General features: G+C 60.9%; 26 protein-coding genes and 3 tRNA genes. 11 read left to right on the forward strand and 18 right to left on the reverse strand.

The annotated features are described in order from the left end of the window. Positions 1 to 110 precede the first annotated feature (110 nt). The 9 genes from PG898_RS07355 to pncC form a co-directional block, all read right to left on the reverse strand. Positions 111 to 187: transfer RNA gene (locus tag PG898_RS07355), tRNA-Arg, on the reverse strand. 10 nt (positions 188 to 197) lie between these two features. After that, positions 198 to 274 (reverse strand) — tRNA-Arg (locus PG898_RS07360). A 4-nt stretch (positions 275 to 278) separates the two neighbouring features. Next, positions 279 to 371: transfer RNA gene (locus PG898_RS07365), tRNA-Ser, on the reverse strand. A 213-nt stretch (positions 372 to 584) separates the two neighbouring features. Beyond that, on the reverse strand, positions 585 to 773 hold the full coding sequence (gene csrA, locus PG898_RS07370; protein WP_005315760.1) for a carbon storage regulator CsrA: 189 nt from the start codon (positions 771 to 773) through the stop codon (positions 585 to 587). A gap of 93 nt (positions 774 to 866) precedes the next feature. Further along, on the reverse strand, positions 867 to 2,114 hold the full coding sequence (locus PG898_RS07375; RefSeq protein ID WP_005332431.1) for an aspartate kinase: 1,248 nt from the start codon (positions 2,112 to 2,114) through the stop codon (positions 867 to 869). Between the two features lie 16 nt (positions 2,115 to 2,130). Continuing rightward, positions 2,131 to 4,755 (reverse strand): alanine--tRNA ligase, encoded by a 2,625-nt coding sequence (gene alaS, locus PG898_RS07380; RefSeq protein ID WP_171275374.1) that lies wholly within the window; start codon positions 4,753 to 4,755, stop codon positions 2,131 to 2,133. Positions 4,756 to 5,035: 280 nt separating this feature from the next. Then, positions 5,036 to 5,536, reverse strand: a complete 501-nt coding sequence (locus PG898_RS07385; RefSeq protein WP_043128912.1) for a regulatory protein RecX — start codon at positions 5,534 to 5,536, stop codon at positions 5,036 to 5,038. Positions 5,537 to 5,576: 40 nt separating this feature from the next. Beyond that, positions 5,577 to 6,638 (reverse strand): recombinase RecA, encoded by a 1,062-nt coding sequence (gene recA / locus PG898_RS07390; RefSeq protein ID WP_005324574.1) that lies wholly within the window; start codon positions 6,636 to 6,638, stop codon positions 5,577 to 5,579. Between the two features lie 80 nt (positions 6,639 to 6,718). After that, positions 6,719 to 7,210: a nicotinamide-nucleotide amidase gene (pncC, locus tag PG898_RS07395; protein WP_041207091.1), complete on the reverse strand. Its 492-nt coding sequence runs from the start codon at positions 7,208 to 7,210 to the stop codon at positions 6,719 to 6,721. 245 nt (positions 7,211 to 7,455) lie between these two features. Between pncC and PG898_RS07400 the strand changes: the two genes are divergently transcribed. Together PG898_RS07400 and mutS are read left to right on the forward strand one after the other, a co-directional pair. Then, positions 7,456 to 7,863 carry a Spy/CpxP family protein refolding chaperone gene (locus PG898_RS07400; protein WP_042649970.1) on the forward strand — a complete coding sequence of 136 codons (408 nt, stop codon included), beginning with the start codon at positions 7,456 to 7,458 and terminating at the stop codon, positions 7,861 to 7,863. A gap of 263 nt (positions 7,864 to 8,126) precedes the next feature. After that, complete coding sequence (gene mutS, locus PG898_RS07405; protein WP_270823610.1) at positions 8,127 to 10,697, forward strand: DNA mismatch repair protein MutS; 2,571 nt, start codon at positions 8,127 to 8,129, stop codon at positions 10,695 to 10,697. 74 nt (positions 10,698 to 10,771) lie between these two features. Here mutS and PG898_RS07410 read toward each other — a convergent pair whose 3' ends face one another. Then, entirely contained in the window at positions 10,772 to 12,370 is a 1,599-nt protein-coding gene (locus PG898_RS07410) for a BCCT family transporter (RefSeq protein ID WP_171272729.1), read from the reverse strand. A 9-nt stretch (positions 12,371 to 12,379) separates the two neighbouring features. Then, a complete protein-coding gene (locus PG898_RS07415; protein ID WP_025325616.1) occupies positions 12,380 to 12,907 on the reverse strand; it encodes a hypothetical protein in 528 nt (175 codons plus the stop codon). Positions 12,908 to 13,070: 163 nt separating this feature from the next. Between PG898_RS07415 and PG898_RS07420 the strand changes: the two genes are divergently transcribed. Continuing rightward, entirely contained in the window at positions 13,071 to 13,550 is a 480-nt protein-coding gene (locus tag PG898_RS07420; RefSeq protein WP_025325615.1) for a MarR family winged helix-turn-helix transcriptional regulator, read from the forward strand. Positions 13,551 to 13,615: 65 nt separating this feature from the next. Here PG898_RS07420 and PG898_RS07425 read toward each other — a convergent pair whose 3' ends face one another. Beyond that, positions 13,616 to 14,197: a YjaG family protein gene (locus PG898_RS07425; protein ID WP_042649972.1), complete on the reverse strand. Its 582-nt coding sequence runs from the start codon at positions 14,195 to 14,197 to the stop codon at positions 13,616 to 13,618. Positions 14,198 to 14,358: 161 nt separating this feature from the next. On the opposite strand from PG898_RS07425, the gene PG898_RS07430 reads away from it, so the two are divergent. Next, a complete protein-coding gene (locus PG898_RS07430; RefSeq protein WP_270823609.1) occupies positions 14,359 to 15,303 on the forward strand; it encodes a D-2-hydroxyacid dehydrogenase in 945 nt (314 codons plus the stop codon). A gap of 66 nt (positions 15,304 to 15,369) precedes the next feature. Here PG898_RS07430 and mepM read toward each other — a convergent pair whose 3' ends face one another. After that, positions 15,370 to 16,707: a murein DD-endopeptidase MepM gene (gene mepM, locus PG898_RS07435; protein ID WP_270823607.1), complete on the reverse strand. Its 1,338-nt coding sequence runs from the start codon at positions 16,705 to 16,707 to the stop codon at positions 15,370 to 15,372. 270 nt (positions 16,708 to 16,977) lie between these two features. Between mepM and PG898_RS07440 the strand changes: the two genes are divergently transcribed. Next, a complete protein-coding gene (locus PG898_RS07440; protein ID WP_182786685.1) occupies positions 16,978 to 18,276 on the forward strand; it encodes a LapD/MoxY N-terminal periplasmic domain-containing protein in 1,299 nt (432 codons plus the stop codon). Next, positions 18,273 to 19,214, forward strand: coding sequence for a TAXI family TRAP transporter solute-binding subunit (locus PG898_RS07445; RefSeq protein ID WP_270823606.1), 942 nt, complete (start codon positions 18,273 to 18,275; stop codon positions 19,212 to 19,214). Before PG898_RS07440 ends, PG898_RS07445 begins: the two co-directional genes overlap by 4 nt. On the opposite strand, the gene PG898_RS07450 is transcribed toward PG898_RS07445, so the two are convergent. After that, the gene (locus tag PG898_RS07450; protein WP_041206463.1) at positions 19,209 to 19,883 is read right to left on the reverse strand and encodes a transglutaminase-like cysteine peptidase; all 675 of its coding nucleotides are present in this window, start codon (positions 19,881 to 19,883) and stop codon (positions 19,209 to 19,211) included. The genes PG898_RS07445 and PG898_RS07450 overlap by 6 nt on opposite strands. Positions 19,884 to 19,960: 77 nt before the next feature. Continuing rightward, on the reverse strand, positions 19,961 to 20,884 hold the full coding sequence (gene znuA, locus PG898_RS07455; RefSeq protein ID WP_182786688.1) for a zinc ABC transporter substrate-binding protein ZnuA: 924 nt from the start codon (positions 20,882 to 20,884) through the stop codon (positions 19,961 to 19,963). Between the two features lie 94 nt (positions 20,885 to 20,978). On the opposite strand from znuA, the gene znuC reads away from it, so the two are divergent. Both znuC and znuB read left to right on the forward strand, forming a co-directional pair. Next, entirely contained in the window at positions 20,979 to 21,743 is a 765-nt protein-coding gene (znuC, locus tag PG898_RS07460) for a zinc ABC transporter ATP-binding protein ZnuC (protein ID WP_182786690.1), read from the forward strand. A 20-nt stretch (positions 21,744 to 21,763) separates the two neighbouring features. After that, positions 21,764 to 22,543, forward strand: coding sequence for a zinc ABC transporter permease subunit ZnuB (gene znuB, locus PG898_RS07465; RefSeq protein WP_270823605.1), 780 nt, complete (start codon positions 21,764 to 21,766; stop codon positions 22,541 to 22,543). 107 nt (positions 22,544 to 22,650) lie between these two features. On the opposite strand, the gene PG898_RS07470 is transcribed toward znuB, so the two are convergent. After that, positions 22,651 to 23,568, reverse strand: coding sequence for a LysR substrate-binding domain-containing protein (locus PG898_RS07470; RefSeq protein WP_042649979.1), 918 nt, complete (start codon positions 23,566 to 23,568; stop codon positions 22,651 to 22,653). A 91-nt stretch (positions 23,569 to 23,659) separates the two neighbouring features. On the opposite strand from PG898_RS07470, the gene PG898_RS07475 reads away from it, so the two are divergent. After that, positions 23,660 to 24,517, forward strand: coding sequence for a DMT family transporter (locus PG898_RS07475; RefSeq protein WP_042649980.1), 858 nt, complete (start codon positions 23,660 to 23,662; stop codon positions 24,515 to 24,517). 1 nt (position 24,518) lies between these two features. On the opposite strand, the gene PG898_RS07480 is transcribed toward PG898_RS07475, so the two are convergent. Next, positions 24,519 to 25,100 (reverse strand): uracil-DNA glycosylase family protein, encoded by a 582-nt coding sequence (locus PG898_RS07480; protein WP_270823682.1) that lies wholly within the window; start codon positions 25,098 to 25,100, stop codon positions 24,519 to 24,521. Between the two features lie 102 nt (positions 25,101 to 25,202). Between PG898_RS07480 and rarD the strand changes: the two genes are divergently transcribed. Both rarD and PG898_RS07490 read left to right on the forward strand, forming a co-directional pair. Beyond that, positions 25,203 to 26,096 (forward strand): EamA family transporter RarD, encoded by an 894-nt coding sequence (rarD, locus tag PG898_RS07485; RefSeq protein WP_182786696.1) that lies wholly within the window; start codon positions 25,203 to 25,205, stop codon positions 26,094 to 26,096. Then, entirely contained in the window at positions 26,093 to 26,437 is a 345-nt protein-coding gene (locus PG898_RS07490; RefSeq protein ID WP_270823604.1) for a GIY-YIG nuclease family protein, read from the forward strand. Before rarD ends, PG898_RS07490 begins: the two co-directional genes overlap by 4 nt. A 70-nt stretch (positions 26,438 to 26,507) precedes the next feature. On the opposite strand, the gene pspG is transcribed toward PG898_RS07490, so the two are convergent. Further along, entirely contained in the window at positions 26,508 to 26,726 is a 219-nt protein-coding gene (gene pspG / locus PG898_RS07495) for an envelope stress response protein PspG (RefSeq protein WP_005331057.1), read from the reverse strand. Between the last annotated feature and the right edge of the window lies 1 nt (position 26,727).

Raw genomic sequence — 26,727 nt, forward strand, 5'->3', positions numbered from 1 at the left:
ATCGTTCAATGCGGCGACACATCGGTCGCCATCAGGGCAGCAGATCCCCACGACCGGGGAAATGGCGCCCATAAAAAAAACAGCCCCGACTGACGTCGAGGCTGTCTGTATGGTGCGCCCGAGAGGATTCGAACCTCTGACCACCTGGTTCGTAGCCAGGTACTCTATCCAGCTGAGCTACGGGCGCTCACTTTAAATGGTGCGCCCGAGAGGATTCGAACCTCTGACCACCTGGTTCGTAGCCAGGTACTCTATCCAGCTGAGCTACGGGCGCAAAATGGCGGAGAAGGGGGGATTCGAACCCCCGATGCGGGTATAAGCCGCATACTCCCTTAGCAGGGGAGCGCCTTCAGCCTCTCGGCCACCTCTCCGTTTGCGGGGCTGATAATACTTCACAGGGATTTTTAGTCAAACACTTTTTTGGAGAAAACAGCGTGTTCGCTCAGCATTTGGCCAAAGCGTGGAATATTCAAGCAATATCGACACTTACCCCCTGGTTCCGCGCCTCGCAAGCCGATTTGCAGGGCCCGGAAAAACAAAAGGCGACACCTGAGATGTCGCCTTGAGGCTGCCAATGGGATGGCTTAGAAATTCGGTTGGCCCGGTACTTTCTCGGCCTGTATCCGCATGTAGATCTCTTCGCGGTGCACGGAGACCTCTTTGGGTGCGTTCACACCGATACGAACCTGGTTACCCTTAACGCCCAGCACGGTGACTGTCACTTCGTCACCGATCATCAGGGTTTCCCCTACACGACGAGTCAAAATAAGCATTCGCTTGCTCCTGTATCCTGTTTTGTATTTATATCGATATGCGCCATTATCTTACAAAGATACCGATATGGTAAATGGTTGAAACTAAATCAATCAGGGATTGTTCCCCAAGGGCTGCTCATGAGGCTCATTATCCAGCCCGAACGCTGAGTGCAACGAACGCACGGCCAGCTCCAGGTACTTCTCGTCAATCACCACGGATATCTTGATTTCAGAGGTGGAGATCAACTGCATGTTGATCCCCTCCTCGCCCAATACCTTGAACATGGTGCGCGCGACCCCGGGATGATTCCACATGCCGACCCCGACGATGGAGACCTTGGCGATCTCCCCGTTACCCTGCACACAGGCGGCCCCCAACAGGGTGGCGGTCTCCTCCAGCAGGGCGCGGGCCCGGCGATAGTCATCGCGATTCACCGTGAAGGTGAAGTCGGCGGTGCCATCCCCCATGGTGTTCTGCACTATCATGTCGACATCTATGTTGGCGTCGCTGATCGGATTCAGGATCTGCGCGGCCACCGTCGGCCTGTCCGGCACACCCAGAATGGTCAGGCTAGCCTCGTTGCGGTTGAACGCAATGCCGGATACCAGGGGTGCTTCCATCCTCTCACCTCCATATGTGATTAAGGTTCCCTCTCCGTCGACAAAACTCGACAGCACCCGCAGCGGTACGCGGTACTTGCCCGCGAACTCCACCGAACGGATCTGCAGCACCTTGGCCCCCAGGCTCGCCATCTCCAGCATCTCCTCGAAGGTGATGGTGGAGAGGCGGCGTGCCTTGGGCTCGATGCGCGGATCCGTGGTATAGACCCCATCCACATCGGTAAAGATCTGGCATTCATCGGCCTTGATGGCGGCCGCCACGGCAACCGCCGTGGTGTCCGAACCACCTCGCCCCAGGGTGGTGATGGCGTTGTGCTCATCACGGCCCTGGAAGCCGGCGATCACCACCACCTTGCCCGCACCCAGCTCGGCCTGAACCTGCTCGGTGTCGATCTGGGTGATGCGCGCCTTGCCATGGGCGGAATCAGTGTGGATACGAACCTGATCACCGGTCATTGAGACCGCAGGACAACCCCGTTTGTTCAACGCGATGGCCAGCAGCGCTATGGTGACCTGTTCACCGGTCGAGACCAGCACATCCATCTCGCGCCGGTTGGCATCCGGATCCAGCTGCTGGGCCATGCCCAGCAACCGGTTTGTTTCGCCCGACATGGCGGAGACGACCACCACCACATCATGCCCCTGGGCGCGGCTCAGCTGAACGCGATCAGCCACCGCCTCGATCCGCTCCAGCGTGCCGACCGAGGTGCCGCCGTACTTCTGTACATAGAGTGCCACAGATCACCTCGCCCGTTTACAGGCGCTCTTCCAGCCAGGAGTGAACGGATTGCAGGGCCGCCGGCACCGCAGCAGGTTGGGTACCACCCGCCTGCGCCATGTCAGGACGACCACCACCCTTGCCACCCACCTGCTGGGCCACCAGATTGACCAGCTCACCAGCCTTCACCTTGGCGGTCAGATCGTTGGTCACACCGGCGATCAGGTTGACCTTGTCCTCGCTGCTGGTTGCCAGCAGCACGACACCGGACTTCATCTGATTCTTCAACTCGTCCAGCATGCCGCGCAGGGACTTGGGATCGGCACCTTCCAGCGCAGCAATCAGCACCTTCTGGCCATTGATCTCGATGACCTGGCTCAGCAGGTCGCTGCCGGCCTGCGCCGCCAGCTTGGCCTTGAGCTGTTCCAGCTCGCGCTCCATCAGCTTTGCCTTGTCCATCATCTGGCGAACCTTGTCGGCGATGGAGAACTGATCCCCCTTCACCAGGGCTGCCGCCTCTTCGATCTGCTCGCCCAGCTGGTGCATGAAATCGATGGCACCTTTGCCGGTGACCGCTTCGATACGACGCACCCCTGCGGCGATGCCGCTCTCGGCGATGATCTTGAAGAAGCCGATGTCGCCGGTGCGCTTGGCATGAGTACCGCCACACAGCTCGGTGGAGTAATCCCCCATACGCACGACGCGGACATCATCTTCATACTTCTCGCCAAACAGGGCCATGGCGCCGGCGAACTTCGCGGCCTCCAGATCCATCAGCTCGGTGCTGACATCGTGGTTGGCACGGATCTGGGCATTGACCAGCTCCTCGACCCGGCGAATGGTCGCCATGGTCAGGCCTTCGAAGTGGGAGAAGTCGAAACGCATGCGCTCCGCACCGACCAGGGAACCCTTCTGGGTCACATGGTCCCCCAACGCCTGGCGCAGGGCGGCGTGCAGCAGGTGAGTGACCGAGTGGTTCAGGGCGATGGCCTGACGGCGCTCGCCATCGACCACGGCTTCCACCTCTGCGCCCTTCTCCAGGGTGCCCAGTTCCAGATAACCTTTGTGAATGATGGCCTTGCCAGCTTTCTGGGTATCGGTCACGGCAAAGATGCCGTCATCCACTTTCAGAATGCCACTGTCGCCCACCTGACCACCGGATTCGGCGTAGAAGGGGGTCTCCGCCAACACCACCACAGCCTCTTCGCCAGCGATGAGACCGTTCACCTCGACGCCATCCTTGTAGATGCCGACCACGGTCGTCTTTTCGCTGAGCTGCTTGTAACCGGTAAATGGGGTTTCGAAATCGAGTTTCAACACCTCGTTGTAGTTCACCCCGAAGCTGGAGGCTTCCTTGGCACGGGCGCGCTGCTTCTCCATCTCGGCCTTGAAGCCTTCCTCGTCGATACCGATCTCGCGCTCGCGTACCACGTCGGCGGTGAGATCCGCCGGGAAGCCATAGGTGTCATACAGCTTGAACACCACCTCGCCCGGAATGACCTTGGCATCGCCGAGGTTCGCCAGCACGTCTTCCAGCAGCAGCAGGCCGCGGTCCAGGGTGCGGACGAACTGTTCCTCCTCGATGCGCAGCACGCGCTCGACCAGCGGCAGCTGGGCGATGAGTTCGGCAGCCACGTCCTTCATCTGCACCGCCAGTTCGGCAGCCAGCTTGTAGAAGAAGATCTCGGTGGCCCCCAGCTTGCGGCCATGACGCACGGCGCGGCGGATGATGCGGCGCAGCACATAGCCGCGGCCTTCGTTGGAAGGCATGACGCCGTCAGCCACCAGGAAGGCGCAGGAGCGGATGTGGTCGGCGATGACGCGCAGGGACTGGTTGCTCAGATCCTCGGTGCCGACGATCTCGGCCGCCTTCTTGATCAGCGCCTGGAAGATGTCGATCTCGTAGTTGGAGTGCACACCCTGCATGATGGCGGAGATGCGCTCCAGACCCATGCCGGTGTCCACGGAAGGACGGGGCAGCGGCTCCATGGTGCCGTCGGCCTGACGGTTGAACTGCATGAAGACCACGTTCCAGATCTCGATGAAACGGTCGCCGTCTTCTTCCGGTGAGCCGGGAGGGCCACCCCAGAGGTGGTCGCCGTGGTCGTAGAAGATCTCGGTGCAGGGGCCGCACGGGCCGGTATCGCCCATCTGCCAGAAGTTATCGGAGGCAAAGGCGGCGCCTTTGTTGTCACCGATGCGCACGATGCGATCGGTGGGCACGCCGATTTCATTGGCCCAGATGTTGAAGGCTTCGTCGTCCGTTTCATAGACGGTCACCAGCAGGCGCTCTTTGGGCAGCTTGAGGGTACCGGTCAGGAATTCCCAGGCAAAACGGATGGCGTCCTGCTTGAAGTAGTCACCGAAGCTGAAGTTGCCCAGCATCTCGAAGAAGGTGTGGTGACGAGCGGTATAGCCGACGTTTTCCAGGTCATTGTGCTTGCCGCCAGCCCGTACACAGCGCTGGGCCGTGGTTGCACGGTTGTAGCCACGTTTGTCTGCGCCAAGGAACACGTCCTTGAACTGGTTCATCCCTGCGTTGGTGAACAGCAAGGTCGGATCGTTGTGCGGCACCAGCGAGCTGGAGGAGACAACCTGGTGCCCCTGAGAGCGGAAATACTCGAGGAACGCTGAGCGTAACTCTGACGTGGACATATACATGGAAAATCCTGCTTGATTCGGATACGGACTTTTAATCGCAATAATGTAAGTTTTCTGCGGGGTAAAGTAAAACGCGCGGGCCCGTCACGGGTGAAAAAGCCCCCAATGGACGGGGCTGCAGCAGAACACCTGACAAGCGCAGGCGGAAAGGGGAGTCGGCTGGGTGGCGGATCATGGCGCCATGGCCCTCAGAGGCAGGATAAAACGGGGGAAATGCCCCTCCCATCTCACGCGCCGGAGGATCACGCCACCAGACAGCACCATGGCCAGAACCAACCCGTTATTCGTCCCCCTGCTGCATGGCAGAGATGGCGTAACGCGCCTGCTCCTGGGTAAAACCCCGCCCAAGCAAATACTTGAGCCATTTCATCCGCAGCTTGAAATCACCGAGATCGGCGACTCTGGCACGCCGCTCGAGCAGGACGAACGCCAGTTCGAACCAGTCCAGTTCGGGCTGGTCAAAGGCGGCGTCGATCTGCATATCATCCAGCCCCTTGCGGCGCAGATCGAAGCGGATCTTGATGGGACCATGGCCCTTGGCCGCACCGGCCCGCACCGCCATGGCGCCGTACCGATCGTCATTGACCCAGTTGTAGCCACGGCAATACTCGACAACGGCCTCGATCACCTCTTCATTGAAGCCCTGCAGCCGCAGCCGCTTGGCCAGCTCCGACTCGGCGCTCTCGCGGCGAGCCAGACTGCGCATGGCAAAGGCGCGGGCGGCGGCAAACCGTTCTTCAAAGGAGAGTTCAACGGGTTCGGGGGAAGATTCATCGACCATAAATGACAAGGCCGGGTATCAACCCGGCCTTCCTTGTTCCTTATTCGAACTCTTGTTCGCTTTCGTCTTCAAACTCTTCGGCGACCGCGGCCACCGGCTTCTCGACCGGCACGGCGCCAGAGAGCAGCAGTTCACGCAGGCGGGCTTCCACCTCGGCAGCCATCACCTTGTTCTCGGCGAACAGCTTCATCACGTTGGCCTTGCCCTGGCCGATCTTCTCGCCGTTGTAGCTGTACCAGGCGCCGGCCTTGTCGATCAGCTTGTGCTTGACGCCCAAGTCCACCAGTTCGCCCTCTTTGGAGATGCCGGCACCGTAGAAGATCTGGAACTCGGCCTGCTTGAAGGGCGGGGCCACCTTGTTCTTGACCACCTTGACGCGGGTCTCGTTACCGACCACTTCGTCACCTTCCTTGATGGCACCGATGCGACGGATATCCAGACGCACGGAGGCGTAGAACTTGAGCGCGTTACCACCCGTGGTGGTCTCGGGGCTGCCGAACATGACGCCGATCTTCATCCGGATCTGGTTGATGAAGATGCACAGGCAGTTGGCGTTCTTGATGTTGGCGGTCAGCTTGCGCAGGGCCTGGGACATCAGGCGGGCCTGCAGGCCGACGTGGGAATCCCCCATCTCGCCTTCGATTTCCGCTTTCGGCGTCAGGGCTGCCACCGAGTCGACGATGATGACGTCAACAGCGTTGGAGCGCACCAGCATGTCGCAGATCTCCAGCGCCTGCTCACCGGTATCCGGCTGGGAGATCAGCAGGTCGTCGACGTTGACCCCCAGTTTGGCGGCATAGATGGGATCCAGCGCGTGCTCCGCATCGACGAAGGCACAGGTCTTGCCTTTCTTCTGGGCTTCCGCGATCACCTGCAGGGTGAGAGTGGTTTTACCTGACGATTCCGGACCGTAAATCTCGACGATGCGACCGCACGGCAGACCACCGATGCCCAGCGCCACGTCCAGGGAAAGGGAGCCGGTGGAGATAGCTTCGATATCCATGGTCTTGCTGTCGCCCAGACGCATGATGGAGCCTTTGCCAAACTGCTTTTCGATCTGGCCCAGCGCAGCCGCCAGTGCCTTCTGTTTGTTCTGATCCATGCCAATCTCCGCTGGGAATCGTGATGAAGAAGTGAAGTTGGGCTAAGTATACTGTTTATGCATACAGTATCAAGCCCAATTTATCTGAGCAGAGCCAGCAGTCCGGACAAGGCCTGCCTGACCGCCTGCTGGCGCACCTGATGGCGGTCGCCATCGAAACGGGCTAGCAGGGAGTGATGACGGCCTGTGCGATCCGCCCAGGCGAACCAGACGGTGCCGACCGGCTTGTCGTCACTGCCACCACCGGGCCCGGCGATGCCGCTGATGGCGACGCAGATCCCGGCATCGGAACGGGCGAGGCCCCCTCTGGCCATCTCCAGCACCACGGCCTCGCTGACGGCGCCATGGCGCAGCAGGCTGTCGATGCTCACCCCCAGCATCTGCTGCTTGGCTTCGTTGGTATAGGTAACAAAGCCGCGATCGAACCAGCCTGAGCTGCCCGCAATATCCGTGATGGCCGTGGCGACCCCGCCCCCGGTACAGGACTCCGCCGTTGCGGCCAGCCAGCCTCGCGCCAGCAATGCCTCGCCGAGCTCCCGGGATAGACGGTCGATCTCTGCCTCAAGCCCCATCCTCATGCCCTCTCTGATCCCTTTCGGGGGAAACATGGGGGTCATTATGCAGTTGCCCCGAATCACGAGCAACCTACCCGGGAGCGGCTGCGTCAGCGACCAGCATGGCCCTGCCGAGCATTTGGCGCAAGCGTGCCACAGTGGCAAGTCACCCACGCTTAAGCTCCAGTACATGGGGGCTTCCTATAATCAGCAGGCACCGCCCTGTATGCGGTTTCTATCTTTTTGGATACTGGAGAAAGCAGATGAAGCATCAATTTAAAGTCGCCATGACTGCCCTGGCGATCTGTTTTGCCACCAATACCTTCGCCGCCGAGAGCGCCCCCGAGCTGCAGAGCGAAACCACCCTGGCGCAAGAGCTGAACCTCTCCAGCGCACAGGTTGAACAGATCAAGAGCCTGCGTGAGCAGGCGGCCAAAGAGCTCGGCGCGGTCAAGCTCGACGCCATCGGTCAGGACGTCATCATCAACATGATCAAGACCGGCAAGTGGGACGAGGCGGCCGCCAAGAAGCAGTTGCAGACCATCAGCAACGTGCAGGCCGAGGCCCGCTACTACCGTGCCCATTACCTGTTCGAAGTCAGCAAGGTGCTGACCCCGGAGCAGAAAACCAAGCTGCACGAGATGCTCAGTGGCAACGAAGCCATGTATTGAGAGACGGCTCCCGTTTCTGTGATGCCAATCCCCGCGCTGATGGCGGGGATCTTGTTTCCCCTTCCACGCCTTGCGCACAATGCCCCGCCCCCGCCCTCCCGACACGGCTTGTCACTCCCCTCCCACGCCAGTGAAACCCCAGGACAGCCTTCCCCAAAGCGAGATAACCCCTCACCATCTCGGCCCGACCATGTAGAATGGCCACCAGATTCAGACCCATTACGGCAGACGCTTGCCCGCAAGAGCACCTTCTGGAATAGAACATGACAGCACAGCACCAAGCCACCAGCGCCAACCTGAGCGCCCACACCCCCATGATGCAGCAGTACCTTGGCCTCAAGGCCGAGAACCCGGAGATCCTGCTGTTCTACCGGATGGGCGACTTCTACGAGCTGTTCTACGACGATGCCCGCAAGGCGTCCCAACTGCTCGACATATCCCTGACCAAGCGCGGCCAGTCCGCGGGCAGTCCCATTCCCATGGCGGGGGTGCCCTATCACGCCATCGAGGGGTATCTGGCCAAGCTGGTGCAGCTCGGTGAATCCGCCGCCATCTGCGAACAGGTGGGGGATCCCGCCACCAGCAAGGGGCCGGTGGAGCGCAAGGTCATTCGCATCATCACCCCGGGCACCGTCTCCGATGAGGCGCTGCTCAGCGAGCGGCAGGACAACCTGATCGCCGCCGTCTATCACGATGGCCGCCGCTTCGGTTACGGCACCATGGACATCGGCTCCGGCCGCTTCTTCATCAACCAGTTCGACAAGGAAGAGACTTTACTAGCAGAGCTGCAGCGCACCAATCCGGCCGAGCTGCTCTATCCCGAATCGTTCGAGTTCCTGCGCCACGTCGAGGGCCGCCGCGGCCTGCGCCGCCGCCCCGAGTGGGAGTTTGAACTGGGCACCGCCCGCAAGTTGCTCTGCCAACAGTTCGGCACCCAGGATCTGGTGGGATTTGGCGTCGAGCAGAGCGAGACCGCCCTGTGCGCCGCCGGCTGCCTGATGCAGTACGTGAAAGATACCCAGCGCACCGCCCTGCCCCACATCCGCAGCGTGCGCCTCGAGCAGCCCGATCACGCCGTCATCATGGATGCCGCCACCCGCCGCAATCTGGAGCTGACCCAGAATCTGGCCGGTGGCTACGAAAATACCCTGGCCGAGGTGCTGGATCGCACCGCTACCCCCATGGGCAGCCGGCTGCTCAAGCGCTGGATCCACCAGCCGATCCGCGATCGGGTGATCCTCAAAGGTCGCCAGAGCACCATCAAGGAGCTCATCGAGCAGAACCTCTACGACGAGCTGGGTAACCTGCTGCGTCAGGTGGGGGATGTGGAGCGGGTGCTGGCCCGTCTCGCCCTGCGCTCGGCTCGTCCGCGCGACCTCACCCGCCTGCGTCAGGCCTTCGCCCAGTTGCCCGAGTTGCAACGCCTGCTGGCGGACAACGAGCACGAAGCGGTGCAACAGCTGGCCGAGCGCGCCAGCACCTTCCCCGAGCTGCTCGACCTGTTGGAGCGCGCGGTGATGGAGGTGCCGCCGGTGCTGATCCGCGATGGCGGCGTCATCCGTGACGGCTTCAATCAGGAGCTGGACGAGCTGCGGGATCTGGCCAACGGCGCCACCGCCAGCCTCACCCGCATCGAGGAGAGGGAGAAGCTGCTGACCGGCATCAACACCCTCAAGGTCGGTTACAACAAGGTACACGGCTTCTATATCGAAGTGAGCCGCGCCAACAGCCATCTGGTGCCGGCCCACTACATCCGCCGTCAGACCCTCAAGAACAACGAACGCTACATCATCGATGAGCTGAAGAAATACGAGGACAAGGTGCTCACCGCCCAGGCCCAGGCGCTGGCGCTGGAGAAGCGGCTCTACGAAGAGCTGCTCGACGCCCTGCTGCCCCACCTCGGCGATCTGCAGGAGTCCGCCGCCGCGCTGGCGGAGCTGGACGTGCTGGCCAATCTGGCCGAGCGAGCCGAGACCCTGGACTACCGCTGCCCCACCCTCATAGATGAGGATCAGATCCTGATCGAAGCGGGCCGCCATCCGGTGGTGGAGCAGGTGATGAGCGATCCCTTTATCGCCAACCCCATCCGGCTGGAACGGGAGCGGCGGATGCTGATCATCACAGGCCCCAACATGGGCGGTAAATCCACCTACATGCGCCAGACCGCACTGATCGTGCTGCTGGCTCATATCGGCGCCTTCGTGCCCGCCGACAGCGCCCGCATCGGCCCCATCGACCGCATCTTCACCCGGATCGGAGCATCGGACGATCTCGCCTCAGGCCGCTCCACCTTTATGGTGGAGATGACCGAAACCGCCAACATCCTCAACAACGCCACCGCCCGCAGCCTGGTGCTGATGGACGAGATTGGCCGCGGTACCAGCACCTATGACGGCCTGTCGCTGGCGTGGGCCTGCGCCGAACAGCTGGCGAGCAAGATTGGCGCCTACACCCTGTTCGCCACCCACTACTTCGAGCTGACCCGCCTGCCCGAGCTGATGAGCGGGCTGGCCAACGTCCACCTCGATGCGGTGGAGCACGGCGACACCATCGCCTTTATGCATGCGGTGCAGGAAGGGGCGGCCAGCCGCTCCTACGGTCTGCAGGTGGCGGCGCTGGCAGGGGTACCGAAATCGGTGATCCAGCAGGCCCGTCACAAACTGCACGAGCTGGAAAGCGCCACCCCGGTCGCCGCCGGTGAAAGCCGCCCGGCTCCGGTGCCTCTCGCCCCGCAACCCCATCCGGTGGTGGAAGAGCTGGAAGCGGTGCGCCCGGACGAGTTGACCCCCCGTCAGGCACTGGACCTGCTCTATCGCCTCAAGCAGATGCTGTAAGCATCCGCCGCCGCGCAAGCATGCAAAAGGGGAACCGCGAGGTTCCCCTTTTTTTCCTGGTTGGCAGTGGGCCATCAGCCCGGGCCTATGCGATCCAGCAGGCTCAGATTGACCGAGCCGGGATGACGCTTGAGCTTCTGCCGGTATTCGAACTGGTGCTGGCTCTCCTGCTTGAGCCCCTGCATCAGCGAATAGCACATGGCCAGCATGATCAGCGAGAAGGGCAGCGCGGCTATGATGCTGGCCGCCTGCAGGGCCGCCAGGCCGCCGGAAACCAGCAAGATGGCCGCCACCAGCCCCTGACCCAGTCCCCAGATGGCGCGATGCAGCACGGGGGGATCCTGATCGCCGATGGAGAGCAGCGTCGTAATCACGAGCGTCCCCGAGTCGCTGGAGGTGATGAAGTAGGTGCAGATAAGCAGGGTCAGCACCCCCTTGGCAATCCAGCCGAAGGTCTCCCAGTGCATCAGTTCCACCGTCTTGTAGAGCGCCAGGGTCACGTCCTGATTGACTGCCGCCACCACGCCACCGCCGCCGAACAGCTCCAGATGCATCGCGGTACCGCCGAACACTGTGAGCCAGAACATGCCGAGCAGGGAGGGCACCAGCAGTACGCCGAGTACGAACTCGCGAATGGTGCGCCCCTTGGAGATGCGGGCGATGAACATGCCGACGAAGGGGGCCCAGGCTATCCACCAACCCCAGTAGAAGGCGGTCCAGCTCGATTGCCAGGCCGAGGTACCGTTGGCTTCGGTGTTGGTCCAGAAGCTCAGTTTGACGATGTTCTGCAGGTAGTCGCCGATGTTCTGCACATAGGCGTTGAGGATGTAGGTGGTCGGTCCCAGCACCAGGAAGAGAGCGAGGATGAAGGCGCTGAGCCAGATGTTGAGCTCGGAGAGGATCTTCACCCCGCGCCCCACGCCGGAGATGGCCGACAGGGTGGCGATCAGACTGATGCCGCCGATGAGCCAGAGCTGGCTGTGTTGGGAGACTTCCATGCCGAACATCTGGTTGAGGCCGGTGTTCATCTGGGAGACGCCAAGCCCTAAGGAGGTCGCTACCCCGAACACGGTACCGAACACCGCCAGCACGTCGGCGGCATGGCCCCAGAAGCCGTAGATCCGCTCGCCGAGAATGGGGTAGAGCACGGAGCGAATGGCCAGCGGCAACTTGCGGCGGTAGCTGAAGAAAGCCAGCGACAGACCGACGATCACATAGATGGCCCAGGGGTGCAGACCCCAGTGGAAGAAGGTGAGGCGCATGGCCATCTGGGCCGCTTCCGGCGTCATCCCTTCGGTGACGAAGGGGTTGCCCTGCAGGTGATACATGGGCTCGGCGATGCTCCAGAACACCAGGCCTATGCCCATGCCTGCGCTGAACAGCATGGAGAACCAGGCGAAGTAGCCGAACTCCGGTACCTGGTCGTCGTCGCCCAGTCGAATGCTGCCAAAACGGCTGAACATCAGGTAGACGGCGAAGAACAGGAACAGGGCAACCACCAGAATGTAGTACCACTTGAAGCCAGCAATGATGGTGTCCTTGGCGCCGGTGAACCAGGTTCCCGCGGTATCCGGGTCAAACACCCCGAACAACAGGAACAGGGTCACGACGGTCAGGGCCGTCATGGCCATGGTGGGATTGAGGCCTTTCAATAGCCCTTTGGTTGCTCTCATCTGGCCTCCTTAGTCATTGTTGAAAAAATCTTCACCCACGTGATCCCCCGCACCACCGATGGCGCGATAGACCAGTCGACCCGCCACCCGCTCGCGGTGATCCACCAGGGTGACCGAAGGCTGGCCATTCACGGCGTGACGCTTGCCGAGGAAGATGGCCATGGGCACCCCCAGGCTGGAGACCCCGCTGGTGATCCAGAGCCGGTTGAAGTCATAGGAGCCACCGATGAACTCGAGCTGGGCCAGACCATTGTCCAGACCGGCCAGGTAGAAGTTCATGGCACTCTCGTCGGGGAAGAGGTGCACCAGCACATAGGCGTAACGCAATTCGTTCACCAACTCCTTTAGACTGAAAGAACCTGTGTCGCTGCAGGAAAGCGGCAGCTCACCATCATAGTGATGCACTTGCAGGTTGTTGGGATCCTCGTCATAGGCGGGCTGATAACGCACGAAAGCCGAGGTGTCAGGCAGTTCATAGCGGACCCTGACCACGCGAAGGTCGGCAACCAGGGACTTGATATCCAGGTCGTCATTCATGATGTCACTCCTCAAATATCGGGTTTAAATGCGGCAATTGTCTAATAACCTAACATAAAATTCATTAGAGCAGAAATGATTACACCAAAAACTATATTGACCTTGTTGTGGATTAGGCGGAGAATTTTGCGCCTCTCCACAGCCCTGCGATGACCCCGACTCAATGGAAAAACATGATGAAGTGCTGATTGCTCTGCGCCAGATCATCCGTGCCATCGACATGCACTCCAAGCGCCTGATCAAGGAGGCCGGGCTGACCTCGCCACAGCTCCTGCTGCTAAAGGGGATCAACGAGCTTGGCCAGATCTCCATGCGCCAGCTCGCCGATCACACCAACATGAGCCAGGCCACCGCGACCACCATCATGGACAGGCTCGAGAGCCGCCAGCTGGTGCAGCGCATCCGCAGCGAGACCGACAAGCGCAAGGTGCATGCGACACTGACTGACGCGGGGCGCGCCCTGCTCGCCCAGGCCCCTACCCCGCTGCAGGAGAGCTTCATCCAGCGCTTCCAGGCCCTGGAGAACTGGGAACAGGGATTGCTGCTCTCCTCCCTGCAACGGATCTCGGCCATGATGAATGCCGACGGCATCGACGCGGCACCCGTGCTGAGCGTCAGGCCGCTCACCGAAGAGCGCGCCTGAACAAACGACGGCCATAAAAAAAGCTCCCGAATGGGAGCTTTTTTTATGGGAAGCGTGCGGAGAGATCACTCTTCCAGGCTGATGCCTATGTTGGAGACGCCGTCCTGGGCCGCGAAGGTGCGAATGGCCAGGATACGATCACTGTCGCGCTCATGGGCGACCCGTTTGAGCAACTCGACCTGGAACTCCAGCTCGGCTTCCATGTATTCATGCTCGTAGAGCTCTTCGTCACTGAGATCCCGCTCTTCCAGCATCTCGATGAAACCGGCCACGGTACCGACCGAAGCATGGCTGGCATCATTGGCCTCTTCACCCACCCGGCAGATCACCGAGTTGTAGGCGCAACCCAGCGCCACACAGGCATCCAGCGCCGGATAGGCGCCGTAAGACTCAAATTTGCCTGGCTCGGGAATATAGACTTCAAACGCCTCCAGGATCGCTCCCAGATTGACGCGGGAACCTTTAACCGTCAGGTAATTCCACATCTGATCCAACGCGTGGCGAAATGCCTTCGCATCCCCGAAGCCAGAGGCCTGGGTAAACAGCGCATAGTTGGGATACATGCGCTCTGCCAGCGCCAGGGTGTAGACGGTCTGCTGCCAAGGCTGTAGCTCGGCCAGTCGCTTATAAAACTTGTCACCAAACACTGGAGTCGGATCCTTTGCAAAATGTGGGGCAGATTGTAGCCCACGAGGGGCGTGGCGAAAACGAAAAAGCGCCCTGGTCGACTATCTTGCCCGATCAACTGGGGTAAGATGAGGACAGACCCCTCCTCCTCCGTGCCGTAAACATGATAAGGAACAAGAGTATGAGTCAACGTACCCTGCTTCTGCTCAGCCAGGACAACAACCATTATGAACGCCTGCTCAAGGCCGCCCGCCTTCCTCATTTGCACATACTGCGGGCCGACAACCAGAGCGACGCCGAGAAGCTGATCGGTGATGCCCATATCCTGATGGCTGAGCCGGCACGGGCCAGACCCCTGCTGGCCAAAGCCGGCAGGCTGAGCTGGCTCCAGTCCACCTACGCCGGGGTCGACGTGCTGCTGGATGCCAGCTGCCGCCGTGATTACCTGCTCACCAATGTGCGCGGCATTTTCGGGCCGCTGATGAGCGAGTATGTGTTCGGCCACCTGCTCAGCCTGTCGCGACAGTTGCCACTCTACCGCGAGCAGCAGCAACAGCGACTGTGGCAGAGCCATCCCTACCTGGGGCTCAAGGGACGCACCATGTTGATCCTGGGCACCGGCAGCATAGGTCAGCACATCGCCCACACCGCCAAGCACTTCGGCATGCGAGTGCTCGGCATCAGCCACGGTGGCAATGAGCGCGCGGGCTTTGATCAGGTGTATCAGCTGCCGGCGCTGAACAAGATGCTGGCCCAGGCAGACGTCATCGTCAGCGTACTGCCGGCGACCCGCGAGACCCGCCATCTGTTCACCACCGATCGGTTCAATCACTGCAAACCGGGCGCCATTTTCTTCAACGTCGGCCGGGGCAATGCCGTCCATGAAGGCGACCTGCTGGCGGCATTGCGCGGCGGCAAGCTTGGTACGGCTGTGCTGGATGTGTTCGAGCAGGAGCCCCTGCCCGCCGACAGCCCGCTCTGGCATCAGCCCAATCTCATACTCACTCCCCACAACAGCGCCTACAGCTTCCCGGAAGATGTGGCCCAGATCTTCATACGCAACTACATCCGCTTCATTGACGGTCAACAGCTCGATGGCCGCATCGACTTCGACAAGGGCTACTGAGCCCAGGCCTCCAACAAAAAGGCCCCGCCAGATTGGCAGGGCCTTTTGGTATCCGGAGAGAGGGGATTAACTCGCTTCCATCTCCTTGCGATAGCTCTTCACCTTGGCAAGGAACTGGCGCTTGTCTTTGCCGGAAAGCGGTTCCGCCATCGGCAGCTTGACCTTCATGGCATCCACCGGACGGTTGTTGAGCCGCACCTCATAGTGCAAATGAGCGCCGGTAGAGCGGCCCGTGTTGCCGGAGAGCGCTATCTTGTCTCCCATCTTCACCTTCTGGCCGGGTTTGACCAGCAGCTTGCTCAGATGCAGATAGCGAGTCATCAGGGTACGACCATGCTTGATCACCACATAGGTGCCCGCGAGGGGGTGACGGGTCGCCTTGAGCACAACACCGTCGCCGGTCGCCATCACGGGCGTCCCCACCGGCAGGGCAAAGTCAGTCCCCTCATGGGGGCGAACCTGACCGGTAATGGGATGGCGCCTGGCCGGGTTGAAGTTGGAGCTGACCCGATAGCGACTATGGGTCGGGTAACGGCGGAAACCTCGCTCCAGGCTGTTCGCCTGGCCGTCATAATAGTTGCCATCTTCCGACAGCCAGGCCGATACCGTCTTACCCTGGCTGAACACTTCCACTCCCAGCAGCTGGGTGTTGCCCGTGCTCTTGCCCTCGACCGTCTCCTGTCTCACCAACACCTTGAACTTGTCGCCTCTTTGCAGATCCTTGGCAAAATTCAGGCGCCACTGGAACAGGTTGGCAATCTTCTGGATGTGGTTGGCCGGGATCCCCGCGTTGCGGGCGCTGACGTAGAAGCTGCCATTGATGACGCCGTCATAACTCTTCTGCTGCCACTCAACCTCTTCATTGAGCATGTTGGCGCTGTAAGTGTCATCGGTTCGCTCCAGCACCAGGGTTTGCTTGATGTTCAGACGGATCTTCAGCTGCTGCAGTATGTTGTCCTGATCGATCAGCAACTCGATGGTCTGACCGGGCTTGAGACGGGCCAGATTATTCTTGGCATCCGCATCCAGCACCTTGTAGAGGGTGGTGGTGGAGAGGCCGAGATTGTTGAAGATGGTGGTCAGATTCTCGCCGTTACGTACCCGATAATCCTGCCACTGGGGCGTGCCGTCGGCCGGAATGTCATCTTCCGGCGCCGCTGCTTCCACCAGTTCGTGGTCGGGGATGTCGTTGAAGTCGGTGTTGTCTTCGTTGGTTGCGGTACCAGTGGTGGCAATGGGCAACTCCAGACGCAATGGCCGCTCAAGGATATCACCTGGAGCCGGCAATACGGCTACCGCTGACAGCGTCATGGCCGTGAGCAATAGCATGGCATAAAAATGTTTGCGGGGAACCGGGGGTTCCCAGTTGGCAGCCTGCGCTACCAAGGGACGGAGACGTTTCATCCGCTATCCTGTTATTAGATCTAAGGGTGGTAGTTGTGGGTCTGTTTTTATGATTTTTTATTATGAAAACCGAATATCTGGGTTTTAGACCCAAATACTTACAAAAAGTTCATCACGATATGCACGAAACTCACATTTTATGCATAACCTTCTCGCATGGGCAGAAATGATCGCCTTTTTCAGCCAATTTTTTCTATTTTTAAGAACCAAGTCCGGTTGCGTTCACCCCCGGGCGGCCAGATGTTGCAAAAACATTTCCAGGGAGTGGGTATGTCATTGGCAAGATTGTTAAATGTAATCATTCTAATCCTGTTCGCCATAGGTGCCATCCTGCTGCTCATGCTGGAGATCACCACGGTACGGCAATCCATCCTCGATCAGATGTCGGCCAACCTGGAGACGGCCATCACGGCACTCGGCCTGGTGCTGCAAGGTACCCTGCTCAACGACGACAAGGTGCTGGCGGAAACCATCGTCAACGCCATGTTCGATGGCGGTTTCGTCAGCTCGGTCACACTGCTGGATCCCGATGGCCAGTTGCTGTTCCAGAAAGTCTTCCACACGGCCCAGCAAAATATTCCCGTCTGGCTGCCGACTGTCGTCCACATGCCACCGGTCAAGGTCGAGCAGGAACTCACCGATGGCTGGCGCATTCTGGGCACCCTCACCCTCGAAGGACACGAAGGGTATGCCTACCAGCACCTCTGGAACGCCATCAGCCGCACCGGGCTGGCACTGCTCGCGGGTCTGCTGGTATTCACTCTGGTCATCACCTGGGTGTGCAACCGCCTGTTGCGCCCTCTCGAACAAGTCAGCCTGCAACTGGTGCAGATCCGCAAACGCCAGTTCAGCGGTACTCTGCCAACTCCATGGCTTCGTGAGCTGCAGGAGGTCGTGGCTTCCATCAATCAACTGGTCTCCGAGCGTAAACGAGATCTGCTGCAGCAAAGACTCAAGATCACCCAGCTCGGTAAACATGACAGTCTTCGGGCTCATCAGAAACTCACTGGGTTGACCGACATCGCCAACGGCATGTATCTGCAACACTTTTTCTCCACTCAAGGACACATCCGACTGTATAGCCGGTTGCTGCCCAAGACCCCCCCCACCACAGACAGCTCGCCGGATGAAATCCGGACGCTGATCCACGACTGGCTGACCCAGAAGACGGAAGGGATCCAGCTCCCCCTCAGCCTGCTCAATCATCCTGACTGGGCACAGTTTGCATCCTCCTTGGCCAGCGCTAGGGGAAAAATTCTGGACTGGCGCTGGGATCTGACAAGCTTCCCTCCCATGGCTGAGGAGCGTCTGGGGGCACTTCAGGCTCTGGGGATCGAGATGGCATTCAGCAATGTGCCCATGAACAACGACAACCTGACAAAGCTCGACCCCATCAAGCCAGTCTTCATCAGTTGCCAGCTGACTCAGGCCCCCCTCTACTGGAACCTGCTTTCCCAGTGCCTGCACGCCTCCGGCTATACCCTGCTGGCAGAAGCCGGTGACATCAACGATGTGGACACCCTGCGCAGCTGGGGTATCGATGGCTATGCCCGCCAGGAGGCATCATGAAACTCCCCATCCTATTGCTTGCCCTGTTGTGGCAGCCCAGTCTGCACGCAGTATCCGTGACCATTGGCACGGGAGGAGAACAGGGCATCTATTACCAGGTCATCAAGGAATTCTGCCGGCTGGCTCACAAGAGCGACCCCACAGTGCAGTGCAAACCGCAGGCCAGTTCGGGCTCCATCGAAAATCTGCGTCTGCTGCAAGCCGGAGAGATCCCCTACGCCCTCGTCCAATCTGACTGGCTCTATCAGGCCAGTCAGGGCACGGGGCCATTTGCCAGGCAACCCCAGCCCGAATTGAGAACCCTCTTTGCCACCCATGCCGAGCCTTTCACCATAGTGGTGCGGGCCGATGGCGATATCACCACCCTGGAGCAACTCAAGCTGGCCCCCATCGACATGGGGCTGAAGAATTCGGGTACCCGTCAAACAGCATTGGCACTGTTCAGCGTGCTGGGGGCAAAGGAACAGGATCTCGATCTGAAGAGCGTGGCCAATCTGTCCGAAGCCTTGTGCAGCAAACAGATCGATGCCTATGGACTGGTGATGGGTCACCCCAACCGGATCGTGCTGGAGACATCCAAGCGCTGTGCCATCCGTTTCATGTCCGTCGAGGGCACAATCCGGGAGCAATTGTTGCAAGGCGTCAAATATTATCAGCGCAGTCAGATACCGGCCCGCATCTATCCCGGCAATCTAAAAGCCACCCCCACCTTTGCCATCGCCGCCACTCTGGTGACCAATGCCATCACGCCGGATAAGGATGTCTATCGCCTGACCAAGGCGATGCTGAGCCAGCAGACCAGCTTCAACGAGCAGACCTATGGCTATGCCAACCTGTTTCACAAGGCGCGCAACAAAACAGGCCCGGTGCTCAGCGTCACTCAGCATCCGGGGGCAGCGAGGTATTTCGAGGAGTTGAAAGCCGCAGGCAAGCTATAGCTGGCGACGGGGAGCACGCAGATGCTCGCTGGAGAAGCGGCTCTGCATCGACGTCCACTGGGTCAGGCGATCGGCACTCCCGGCCAGGGTTCCCTCACGACGTGACTTCATGACCCAGATGCTCTTGGCATCGAAACTGTACACGGGTTGCAGATCATTTCGCTGGCTGCCGGGCAGGATACGACCGTTGATGTTGTCCAGCACCAAGGGATCGGACTTGGTCGTCGGGAAGTAGAGCGTAACCATGTGAAACTGGTTGTAGCGGATCGCCTTCACATAGGCCAGCCGCAGTTTCTTCTCGTCGACGCCGAGTTCCATCAGGGTGTAGTACTTGGAGATGCTGTAATCCTCGCAGTCCCCCCCCCTGGCCCCGATAAATTCCAGCGGATTGGCCCAGTAGTCCTCATCTCCCCATAGCCTGGGATCCTCGCTGTAGGTCAGATTGTTGAAGTAGTTGTTGACCAGTTCCAGCTTCTGCTGATCCGTCGTACCCGCCCTGGGTGTGAGCAGGCGTGAAAAGGCCTCGGCGCGCTGGATGGCCCGGGCACCATACACTTCCTGCATTTTGACCTTCAGCTCAGGGCTGGCAAGGTGCTCGGAGAGGCGGGAGGCCTGCACGTTGGCACTCAACACTACCAGCGTGCAGGTGGGGACAAGCAACCATCTCATAACTGACACTCCATATCAGACGCTGGAGGTCAGTATAGTTGGCCGCGGCTACCCCATCGGGCAAGCCTGGGGGTGACTCAACGGCACTGAGCGAAGGCGTCGGCCAGCTGTTGCATGAATTGCAGATAAGAATCAGGACCAAGCGGAACCCCCTCGCCCACTTCATCCAGCAACAGCACCTTGGCCCCGGTGTTGCGGGCAACCGACTCGATCACCGCTGGCGAGAATTGCGGCTCGGCATAGATGCAGCGTGCCTGCTTCTCTTCCAGCGCCTTGCGGATCTCTACCAGCGTCTTGGCGCCGGGACGACGCTCAGGGCTCACAGTGAAGTGTCCCTTGGAACTCATGCCGTAGTGACGCTCCCAGTAACCATAGGCCTCGTGGAACACGAAATAGCCTTTCTGGTTCACCGCCTTCATCTGGCCGGCGATCACCTCGTCCTTGGCGTCCACCTTGGCATCGAATGCGGCGAGGTTGGCGGCATAACGGGCCTGATTGGCCGGATCCTGCTTGCCAAGCTCGGTCGCGATCGCCTTGGCAATCACCTTGGCCTGGGTCGGACCCAGCCAGAGGTGGGGATCCACCCCCTCATGGTGATGTCCCTCATGCCCTTCATCATGCTCACCGTGTGCTTGGGCCTCGTGTTCATGATCGTGGTCGTTGTGGCTCTTCTGAGTCACGTAGTTGAACAGGGGCATGTCCGGCACCTGAGTCAGGGTCAGCGCATGGGGGTGCTTTGCAAGAGGCTTTGTCATGAAACCTTCCAGCTCGGGGCCGACCCACACCACCAGATCGGCGTCGTTGATGCTGCGAATATCGGAAGGACGCAGGGAGAAGTCATGGGGAGAGGCGCCGGTTGGCAGCAAGACGTTGGGCTCACTCACGCCATCGGTGATGGCGGCCGCGATAAAACCAAGGGGCTTGATGGTGGTCAGCACCTCGAGGGCACGGACAGGCAGACTCACTGCCAGCAGGGCAGTGATCAGTGTAAGAATTCGCATAGATATCTCGTCAGGAAGTGAGTGTGTGATAACATAACAAACCAATGCTGTTGTTATATTATAACTCTCACAGGCTGTAAACCCCGGAGCTGTCATGACCCAACTGGTGGAGCTGAAAGAGGTCTGTCTGTCGTTTGACGGACGGTCCGTGCTCGACAAGGTCTCCTTTACCCTGAACAAAGGCAAAATCACCACCCTGGTCGGCCCCAACGGGGCGGGCAAGAGCACCCTGAGCAAGCTGGTACTGGGTTTGCTCAACCCGGACTCCGGCAAGATCATTCGCCGTCGCGATCTGCGGGTCGGCTATGTGCCGCAACGCCTCTATCTGGATCCCACGTTGCCGCTGACGGTGCGCCGCTTCCTGCAGCTCGGCAAGAACAACCGCCTCTCCATCGAGGAAGCGCTGGAGCGGGTCGGCGCCCAGGAGCTCTTGGACAACCGGATGCAGAAGCTCTCCGGCGGCGAGATGCAGCGGGTGCTGCTGGCCCGTGCCCTGCTGGTCAAGCCCGAGCTGCTGGTGCTGGACGAGCCGGTCCAGGGGGTGGATATCACGGGCCAGATCGAGCTCTACGCCCTCATCAGCCAGTTGGCCGCAGAGTTCCACTGCGCCGTGCTGATGGTTTCCCACGATCTGCACCTGGTGATGGCCAGCACCCACGAGGTGATCTGCCTCAATCGCCACGTCTGCTGTCACGGCGAGCCGGAAAGCGTGGCACGCCACCCCGAGTTCGCCCGCCTGTTCGGGCGGCCGGAGCGGGAGGTGCTGGCGGTCTATACCCACCATCACCACTGCGACGGCGAACACCATCATCATGAGCCGCAGGCCCCCGTCATCCGCCTGCCGTCTCGCAATCCATAAGCGCAGTTAAGGACATTCAAGTGGACAGCTTTCTGTTATATGCCCTCGCGGCCGGCCTCGGCATCGCCCTGCTGGCCGGGCCCCTCGGCAGCTTCGTGGTGTGGCGCAAGATGGCCTACTTCGGCGACACTCTCTCCCATGCCTGCCTGTTCGGCATAGCACTCGGCATACTGCTGCAGGTGGATCTCACCCTGGCGGTGGTGGTCTGCTGCCTCGCCATGGCCATGCTGCTGGTGATCATGAGCCGCAACCAGCAGGTGGCGACCGATACCCTGCTGGGCATCCTGGCCCATAGCGCCCTGTCGTTGGGTCTCGTCACCTTGAGCTTCATGGACAACGTGCGGGTGGATCTGATGGCCTACCTGTTCGGCGACCTGCTCTCGGTGCAGCCCATGGATCTGCTCTGGATCTACGGCGGCGGAGCCCTGGTGCTGCTCACCCTGTGGCGGCTGTGGGATCCCCTGCTCTCCATGACCATCTCGGAGGAGCTGACGCGGGTGGAAGGGGTGCGGGTCGACGTGCTGCGCTGCGTGCTGATGCTGTTGATTGGCCTGGTGATCGCCGTGGCGATGAAGTTTGTCGGGGCGCTTATTATCACCTCGCTCCTGATCATTCCCGCCGCCACCGCCCGCCGCTTCAGCCAGACGCCGGAGCAGATGGCCGGCTTCGCAGCCCTGATCGGCTGTCTCGCCGTGCTGGGTGGGCTGACCCTCTCTTGGTACCAGGACACACCGGCGGGCCCTTCGGTGGTGGTCTGTGCCACCAGCCTCTTCATCCTGAGCCAGTTCAAACGAGCTTAAACACCAAAGCTCCTGATAACGGTGGGCTCTCCAACGTTATCAGGAGACTCCCAAGTACGGCACCTTGATCCAGGTCTGTACCACCAGCCTCTTTATCCCGAGCCAGGTCAAACACGTCTGAGGGGCTCGCTCTCCCCGGGACGCAGGCTCGCCTGCGCCTCCTGCCAGAGCCACTGTCGCAGCCGGCTGATGGCGGGTTCATGGGCGCGCGAGCGTTTGCAAACGAAATAGAAGTTGTCGCCGGTTTCGAGGGCGTGCAGCGGCAATCGTACCAGACCGGGATCCTCCGGCTGCAACATGTAGTCGTTGATGAGCGCCACCCCCTGATCCCAGCTGGCGGCCTCCAGCGCCAGCAGGATGTGGCTAAAGTGGTGCATCCTCGCCTCGGGGGGGATGGTCAGCCCGCCCACCTCGGCCCAGCGCCGCCAGTCCTCCCCCTTCTCCTTGTAGATCGCCTGGATGGAGAGCAGCGGTAGTTGCCACAAGGCCGCGGGCCACTCTCCCTCCACCTGTTGCCACAGGCGCCGGCTGCACACTGGCATCAGCCGCTCCCGGTAAAGCAGATCGTGCAGGTAGCCGGGCCCCTCGGGGGAGACGGTGATGAAGCCATCCGCCACCCGATCGGAGAGTTCGGGGTCCTCCGCCACCATCTCCAGACTCAGATCCAGTTCTGGGTAGAGCTGGCGCAACCCCGCCAGACGCGGGATCAGCCACTTCACCGCAAACGAGCTGTAGACCGCGAGCCGCACCCGCATCTCGCCGCCGCCGCGCAACTGCTCGCTGCTCTGGGCGATCTGGCCGAGCCCGGCGGAGATCCCCTCGAAATAAATCTCCCCCTGGGGCGTCAACGACAACAGCCGACCCTGGCGCAACAGCAGCCGCTCCCCCAGAAAGTCCTCCAGCAGGCGGATCTGGTGGCTGACCGCGCTCTGGCTGACATTCAGCTCCAGGGCCGCGCGGGAGAAGCTGAGCAGGCGGGCAACCGCCTCGAAGTATTGAACGGCACGCAGGGGGGGCAGCTTCATTATCCAAAATTCTCATGCATGGTGATTTTTTATCATTTTACTGGATAACTAGGCACGGGCTACCCTCACCTCATCTGAATCTGGAGGTGGTATGAACGCAGTCGGAATAGGCATCCTCTATCTGGTGCTGGGCAACATGGTGGCGGTCTTCTCCGATGCGCTGGTCAAGGTGCTGGAGCCGAGCCAGCCGGTGTTCCAGTTCGTCTTCTTCCGCCAGCTCTCCGCCGCCCTCCTGCTGGCGCCCTGGCTGCTCTGGTCCTGGCGGCGCAACCCGCCGGTAGCCATCAAGTGGCACCTGCTGCGGGCCCATATCTGGGCGGTCGGTGTCTGCCTGATGGTGGTCGCCCTCACCCGCTTGCCACTGGCCACCGCCAACGCCCTCTTCTATGCAGCCCCCCTGCTGATGGTGCCGCTGGCGGTGTGGCTGGCGGGGGAGGCACTGTCGCGCCAGAAGGTGCTGACGGCGCTGATCGGCTTCATAGGGGTACTGATCGTGTTGCGCCCGACCGAGGTGAACTGGGCCGCCCTGGCGGCGCTCGGGGTGGCGCTCTCCATGGCGGTCAACAACCTGCTGATCAAGCGGATCCCGCTCAAGCAGCCCATCGCCCAGACCCTGTTTTTCACCAACGTGCTGAGCATGCCCTTCATTCTGGCGCTGGCCTGGTGGGAAGGGGGGAACTGGCAGTGGCAGATGTGGTGGCCCGCCTTCGGCTCCTCGGCGCTGATCATGGTCTATGCGGGCTTGTGCGTGGTGGCCTATCGCAAGGCGGAGGCGAGCAAGATCGCCTCGGCGGAGTACACCGGCCTCTTGATGGCTGTCGCCATCGGGGTCTGGCTGTTCGACGAGCAGCCCGGTCTGCCGCTGCTGCTGGGGTGCCTGTGCATCATACTGCCGCTGGTCGCCATGGCGCGCGGCAAGTCAAAACCGCTGGCAGAGCCGGCGGTCTGAATCAAAGCAGCAAGGGGGCAACCCTCTGCTGCAGATGAGGGATCACCTCCTGCTCGAACCAGGGATTCTTCTTGAGCCAGAAGGTGTTGCGCGGGGACGGATGCGGCAACGGCAACCAGGCCGGGCCATAGTCAGCCCAGTTGCGTACCGTCTCGGTGAGCGAGTCCTTGCCCTCATCACGCAGGTAGTAGTGCTGGGCGTACTGGCCGATAAGCAGGGTCAGCTCTATGTTGGGCAACAGCATCAACACCTTGTCGTGCCAGGTGGGCGCACATTCTGGGCGCGGCGGCAGATCCCCCGACTTGTCCTTGCCGGGGTAGCAGAGCCCCATCGGCATGATGGCGATGCGGGATTCGTCGTAGAAGGTGGCCTTGTCGACCCCGAGCCACTGGCGCAGTCGATCGCCGGAGGGGTCATCCCAGGGGATGCCGCTGGCATGGACACGGGTACCGGGCGCCTGCCCGATGATCAACAGGCGAGCGCGCTCGCTACCGCGGATCACCGGCCTCGGGCCGAGCGGCAGGTGAGCCTCGCACAGGCGGCAGGCCCGGATCTGTTCAAACAGGATATCGAGTCGGTTCATGGTACCGATGGTAACAGACTTTCCGGCAGGATCCCGCTTGTGGAACCGGCGGCAGATACTTATCATGCGGCCACATTTGTTTAATTTAATAAACGGAAAGCGATGAAGAACTGGCTGGGCCCCGGTAGTGCGGCCCTCTCCTTCGTGCTCTGGGGCATGCTGCCCCTCTATTACCAGTTCATGCCCGAGATCAACATGTGGGAGCTGCTCTCCCACCGGGTGCTCTGGTCTGTTGTCCTGCTGGGCGGCCTCTTCCTGCTGCTCGGGGTACGGGTACCCTGGGCACGCCTGCGCAGCGAGCCCCGCCAGCTCGGCCTCATCCTGCTGGCGGGCCCCATCATGTCCATCAGCTGGTGCATGTTCACCTGGTGCCTGACCACGGGCCAGGTGCTGGCCACCAGCCTCGCCTTCTTCATGACGCCGCTGTTCAACATCGCCTTCGCCGTGCTCTTCCTCAAGGAGCGGCTCACCCCCCAGAAACATCTGGCGGTCGCCCTGGCCCTGGCGGGGCTGGCCTACATGCTGTTCTCCTACGGCGAGCTGCCCTGGTTCTCCCTCATCATGGGTGCCAACTTCGCCTTCTACGGTCTCATCAAGAAGAAGGTGCGCCACGATGCCGGTGTCAGCCTCTATCTCGAGTCCCTGGTTCAACTTCCGGTCGCCCTGCTGATCCTCGGTTGGCTGGGCCTGCACGGCATGAGCCAGTTCATGGCCGGGGACTGGAGCGACAAGCTGCTGCTGATGGGCAGCGCCCCCGCGACCCTGCTGCCGGTAGGTCTGTTCTGTTACGCCGTGGCACGCACCCGCATGAGCACTGTGGGGCTGCTGCAATACATAGAGCCGAGCCTCGCCTTCCTGCTCGCCATCTTCTGGTTTGGGGAGATCCCGGATCCGGTGAAGTCGGTGGGCTTCGCCTTCGTCTGGGCCGGCCTGCTGGTGAGCCTGCTGCCCCTGCATCGGCTCAGGCGCGACCGGGTCCAGTGGAAAGAGTCATGACAACGGACATCTGTACCGATAAACCTGCAAATAACTGGTTTATCTATCTGGTGCGTACCGGCGCGGGCTCGCTCTATGCGGGGATCAGCACGGATCCCGAGCGGCGACTGCGCCAGCACCAGAGCGGCAAGGGTGCCCGAGCGCTGCGTGGCAAGGGGCCGCTGACCCTGGTCTGGCGCCAGGGGGTGGCGGACAAGGGCGCGGCGCTGCGCCTCGAGTATCGCCTCAAGCAGCAGACCAAGGCATTCAAGGAGCGCCTGGTGCTCGACCCCGGACTCTGGCACGACTGGAGCCAACCCTGGCTGAGCGCCGATACGGCCCCCATCAATCCATCCCCCTGAACCAGTCGCTCCCGCCATAAAAAAGGCCGCTGGGAGCAGCGGCCAAGGAAGGATCCGATAGCAGGGAGGCTTAACGGTAGGTGTTCGACTGCTTGCGTCTGTTGCTGAGCAACCAGCACACCGCCAGCACCAGCAGCAGCCAGGGCGCCAGCTTGATGATGAGGGCAAACATGCCGGCTAGGGCGCCAAACAGCACGAAGACCCCGCTCACCAGCAGCATGGCCAGCACGGTAAAACCGGTCAGCGCCATGGTCACCAGTACCAGCATCAAGACGATAAATTCCAGCATG

This window comes from Aeromonas sp. QDB31, from assembly GCF_027707605.1.
GTDB classification, from domain to species: Bacteria; Pseudomonadota; Gammaproteobacteria; order Enterobacterales; family Aeromonadaceae; genus Aeromonas; species Aeromonas media.